This window comes from Nonomuraea sp. NPDC049784, assembly GCF_040659615.1.
GTDB lineage: Bacteria > Actinomycetota > Actinomycetes > Streptosporangiales > Streptosporangiaceae > Nonomuraea.
The window spans coordinates 1-4,156 of sequence record NZ_JBFAMX010000767.1 but is presented as its reverse complement, the minus strand read 5'-3'; the positions used below and the strand labels follow the sequence as shown (position 1 = coordinate 4,156).

The window sequence follows — 4,156 nt, the reverse complement described above, 5'->3', positions numbered from 1 at the left end:
GGGCAGCGGGAACGGCGATGGCCGGATGGCGTGAGATCGCCGCCGAGTTCGTCGGCACGGCGCTCCTGCTACTGCTCGTCGTCAGCGCGATCGTCGCAGGCTTCGCGCCCGGCTCGCCCGCTCGTCGATACGGTGCCGAACGAGGACCTGCGGAGGCTCCTGACGGGCGTCCTGACCGCCACCGCGGCGGCGGGGATCATCTACTCGCCACTTGGCCGGATCAGCGGCGGCCACCTGAACCCTCGGTCACGACCGCGTTCTGGGTGCTGGACAAGATGACGTCCGGTTCGGCGCTGAAGTACGCCGCAGCGCAGGTGGCGGGCGCGATCATCGGCACGCTGGCGGCGCTTGTGGTGTGGGACGGCGCGGCGGCCAGCGTGCGGGTCGGCGCGACTGTGCCCAGGCTCGGCGGCGCGGCCACCGCGCTGGTCGCCGAGGCCGTGATGACGTTCCTGCTCCTCATGCTGATCCTCACCTTCGTCGACCGCCCGCGCCTGATGCCGTACACCGCGGCCGCCGCGTCATCGCTCGTGGCCGTACTGGTGTTCACCGAGGCGCCGGTGTCCGGCACCAGCCTGAACCCCGCCCGCAGCATCGGCCCCGCGCTGGTCGGCGCCACCTGGACGGGACTGTGGGTATACCTCGTGGCACCGACACTCGGCGCGGTCACCGCAGCGCTGCTGCACCGGCGCCTGTGGGGGACCGTGGCCTGCGCGAAGCTCATGCACGACCAGGCCTACCCATGCCACTTCCTGAACTGCGCCTACACCTCACCCGACGACCGCATCCGGCGGCCCGTCCGCACCCGCTCCGCAGCTCTGTCGCCCATCCTCGCTGGCATCGGCCGGTGGCGACCGGGCGCCCGTCACCATCGCTCACGGAGGGAGCACCGAAGATGAAGGCGATCGCCGTATATCCCGGGAGGCGGACAGCGCCCACATCACGGACGTACCCAGGCCGGCCGCAGCGCCGTTCTTCCTCGTCGCCGCGCTGGCGCCAGGCATGCCGAGCGCGGACGCGGCGCGATCGTGAACGTGACCGCGATGATCGCCGGTTCGGCGTCGCCGGGATGGGCCTGTATGGGGCGAGCAAGGCCGCGCCGGAGCTGCTCACCAAGTCCTGGGCCGCCAGGTACAAGCCACGTGGCGTACGCGTCAACACGGTCAGCCCCGGGCCTACCCGTACGGAGGGCACCCCCGCGAGCTCTGACATGCCCATACGGGTCGCCGCCGTCCTCACCTTACTACCAGGCAGCGCAAACTAAAGGACTATTTGGTCCATATGCGGGAGAGGCTGCTCAGGAGCCTTCATCGGCGGCGTAGGCGCGGATATGGTCGATCGCCATGTCCAGGGAGATCTTCATGGGGCCCGGGTCGCGGGCCGTCTGAGCGAGCAGATAGCCGCCCTGCACGGCGGCCATCATCCCGGTGGCCAGCGCCGCGGGATCCGCGTCCGACCGCAGGGCGCCGGAGTCTCGAGCTCTCTCCAGGCCGGCTCGGAGCAGCCCCTCCCACTCCTCGAAGTGCTGGGCGAGCGTCTTGCGGATCCCCTCGTCCTGGTCGGCGAGCTCGCTCGCAAGCGAGCCCAGGGGGCAACCGTACGCGCCCTCACGTAGGGCGACGCGTTCGACCAGCGCGTCCCGCCATCGCTCCAATCCCCGCAGGGACTTCAAACGCGTGAGGTATTGCTGGTGCCACTCCAGAACCTCGGAGGCTTGCAGCGCGACGACATCACGCATCAGGGCATCCTTGTCAGGATAGTGACGATACAGCTGTGACTTGCTCGTCCCGCTGGCTGTCCGGACATCGTCGAGGGTTGTTGCGGCCACGCCACGGACATACATCATGTCCGTGGCCGCTCTCAGGATGCGGTTGCGCGTGGCCCGCCCACGCTCGGTCAGCCGAGCATCGTTCTTGTCCCGCGCCTGATCCGCCACGGGATCCAGCCTAGTGCGAGCGAATCCTAAAAAGCTCCAATTATGGACTTCAAGGTTCTTTTTGGAAAGCTCTGCAGAGAACGACCGCAGGTGATCTCCGGCAGACGGGCCAATCCGCGGGGCGGATAACGAGAGGAGCTCGTGGTCGGCGTGTTCCTCGGCTACGCCTCCACTCGTGGCCGGGCTGTGCTTGATCGGGGGCTCTATCTGCCCAGGGAATCGTGGATCGCGTCGCCGGAGCGCCGCGCGGCCGCACGCGCCCCCGAACAGGTCGACTTCGCCACCAAACCTCAGCTCCTACAGGCCATGATCGAACGGGCGCTCGCCGCCGGCGTGCTGTTCGGCTGGGTGACCGCCCACGAAGCCTACAGCCACAAGTGTACTTGTGCGGGCCAACGGTTCAGGATGTGCCGCATGTCCGGACATCTGAGGTCAGCGGTCGCATTTGATCAACTATGGCGTTGGCTTGAGATCGGGCACGGACTCGATGTGACGCTTGTGCGCAATGTCACCGACCTGGACGACAAGATCATTGCCGCAAGCAAGGTGGCTCGTATCCCGTGGTGGGCATGGGCGTACCGGAACGAGAGAGCGTTCGCACACGCCTACCAGACAATCGGCGTCCGCACTCCAACGTACGAGCCGCGAGCTACTGGCCACATCGCTGACATGCTCGGGTTCATCGGCGGACTCGTCGACGCGGGCTTTCCGGACCTGACCCTTCCCCCCGAACCTGAGATCGCAGTCACAGCGAGTTCTCAGGAACCCGGGACCAAAACGATTCTCTGCGATGTTACTTCCAGTGACGGCGCAGCCAGCGACGTCAGAAGAGGAGATATCGTGTCGCACGACTACAGCAAGACTCCGGAGGCGCTGAGCCGCCTCACCGACAGCCAGTTCCGCGTCACTCAAAAGGACGGGACGGAGCCGGCGTTCCACAACGAGTACTGGAACAACCATGAGCCGGGGATCTACGTGGATGTGGTCTCCGGGCAGCCTCTGTTCTCGTCGACCGACAAGTACGACAGCGGCACCGGATGGCCGAGCTTCACCAAGCCGATCGTGGCGTCCGCCGTTCGCTCGGAGACGGACAGGTCGTTCGGGATGACTCGCACGGAGGTGCGGTCCACCGGAGCTGACAGTCACCTCGGGCACGTGTTCGATGACGGCCCTGCCGATGCCGGGGGCCAGAGGTACTGCATGAACTCGGCGGCGCTGCGCTTCGTCCCGGTCTCCGAGCTCGAGACGCAGGGCTACGGCGAGTACCGCTCGCTGTTCGAGACGGCCGACACCACCAGCACAGAGGAGCACGCATCATGACCAGCGGAATTCATGACACCGGACAGATCACCCGCGAACCGGGCACCGAGACGGCCATCCTGGCCGGCGGGTGTTTCTGGGGCATGGAGGACCTCATTCGTCGGCAGCCAGGCGTGCTGGACACGCGCGTCGGATACACCGGCGGAGACAACGATCACGCCACGTACCGCAACCACCCCGGCCACGCCGAGGCGGTCGAGATCGTCTTCGATCCGGCGCAGACGACCTACCGTGACATCCTGGCGTCTTCTTCCAGATCCACGACCCGTCGACGTTGAACCGTCAGGGCAACGACATCGGCACGAGCTACCGCTCGGCGATCTTCCCGCTCACCCCCGAACAGGAGAAGGTCGCACGTGACACGATCGCCGATGTCGATGCGTCGGGCCTGTGGCCGGGTAAGGCCGTGACGACGATCGAGCCCGCAGGGCCGTTCTGGGAGGCCGAACCCGAGCACCAGGACTACCTGATCGCGTACCCGAACGGCTACACGTGCCACTTTCCGCGTCCGGACTGGGTACTGCCCAGGCGCGCTGCGGCCTCAGCCTGAGGGCTCTATTGCGAGGGCGCGTTCACCACTGAGGTGATGAACGCGCCCTCACCGGTTCCGTCACGAACGGCGCCGATCGTGTGCCCGATGGTGGTGTCGTCTCCGAGGCTGGCCACGGTCCCTGCCCTCGGTCCGGGAAGAATGACGAGTCAGTCCTTTCCGCGTTCAGCGGTTGCCCGCCGGAAGTATCAGGACGAGACGGAAGCCGTCCGGCAACCGCTCCGCGTGGACCGCACAATATCGTTCGGATGCAGAGTGCCGACGGCCATGGAAGACTCCTGGTAGGCGGCCAGTTGAGTCCCGGCTGATGGCCACGAGAATTCCCCGTGGATGGCCCCGAGTGCCCTGAT

4 protein-coding genes and 4 pseudogenes are annotated in these 4,156 nt (G+C 66.7%); 6 read left to right on the top strand and 2 right to left on the bottom strand.

The features are described from left to right. Both AB0J09_RS58050 and AB0J09_RS58045 read left to right on the top strand, forming a co-directional pair. The coding region (locus AB0J09_RS58050) for an aquaporin (RefSeq protein WP_360711658.1) at positions 1-899 on the top strand (899 nt) is incomplete at its 5' end. Beyond that, the gene (locus AB0J09_RS58045; RefSeq protein WP_360711656.1) at positions 896-1,264 is read left to right on the top strand and encodes an SDR family oxidoreductase; all 369 of its coding nucleotides are present in this window, start codon (positions 896-898) and stop codon (positions 1,262-1,264) included. The genes AB0J09_RS58050 and AB0J09_RS58045, both read left to right, overlap by 4 nt. 33 nt (positions 1,265-1,297) lie before the next feature. Here the strand turns inward: AB0J09_RS58045 and AB0J09_RS58040 are convergent, their stop codons facing one another. Together AB0J09_RS58040 and AB0J09_RS58035 are read right to left on the bottom strand one after the other, a co-directional pair. Then, on the bottom strand, positions 1,298-1,738 hold the full coding sequence (locus AB0J09_RS58040) for a TetR family transcriptional regulator C-terminal domain-containing protein (protein WP_360711664.1): 441 nt from the start codon (positions 1,736-1,738) through the stop codon (positions 1,298-1,300). 3 nt (positions 1,739-1,741) lie between these two features. Next, a pseudogene (locus AB0J09_RS58035) lies at positions 1,742-1,936 on the bottom strand (helix-turn-helix domain-containing protein); the annotation flags it as partial. A 144-nt stretch (positions 1,937-2,080) separates the two neighbouring features. Here AB0J09_RS58035 and AB0J09_RS58030 point away from each other — a divergent pair. From AB0J09_RS58030 to msrA, 4 genes and pseudogenes are all read left to right on the top strand, one after another. Then, positions 2,081-2,305 (top strand): annotated as a pseudogene (locus AB0J09_RS58030) (transposase); the annotation flags it as partial. A gap of 36 nt (positions 2,306-2,341) precedes the next feature. Beyond that, a pseudogene (locus AB0J09_RS58025) lies at positions 2,342-2,632 on the top strand (cysteine--tRNA ligase); the annotation flags it as partial. A 144-nt stretch (positions 2,633-2,776) separates the two neighbouring features. Continuing rightward, positions 2,777-3,256, top strand: a complete 480-nt coding sequence (gene msrB, locus AB0J09_RS58020; RefSeq protein ID WP_360711661.1) for a peptide-methionine (R)-S-oxide reductase MsrB — start codon at positions 2,777-2,779, stop codon at positions 3,254-3,256. Continuing rightward, positions 3,253-3,806, top strand: a pseudogene (gene msrA, locus AB0J09_RS58015) (peptide-methionine (S)-S-oxide reductase MsrA). The gene msrB and the pseudogene msrA overlap by 4 nt, the downstream one beginning before the upstream one ends. Positions 3,807-4,156: the final 350 nt, after the last annotated feature.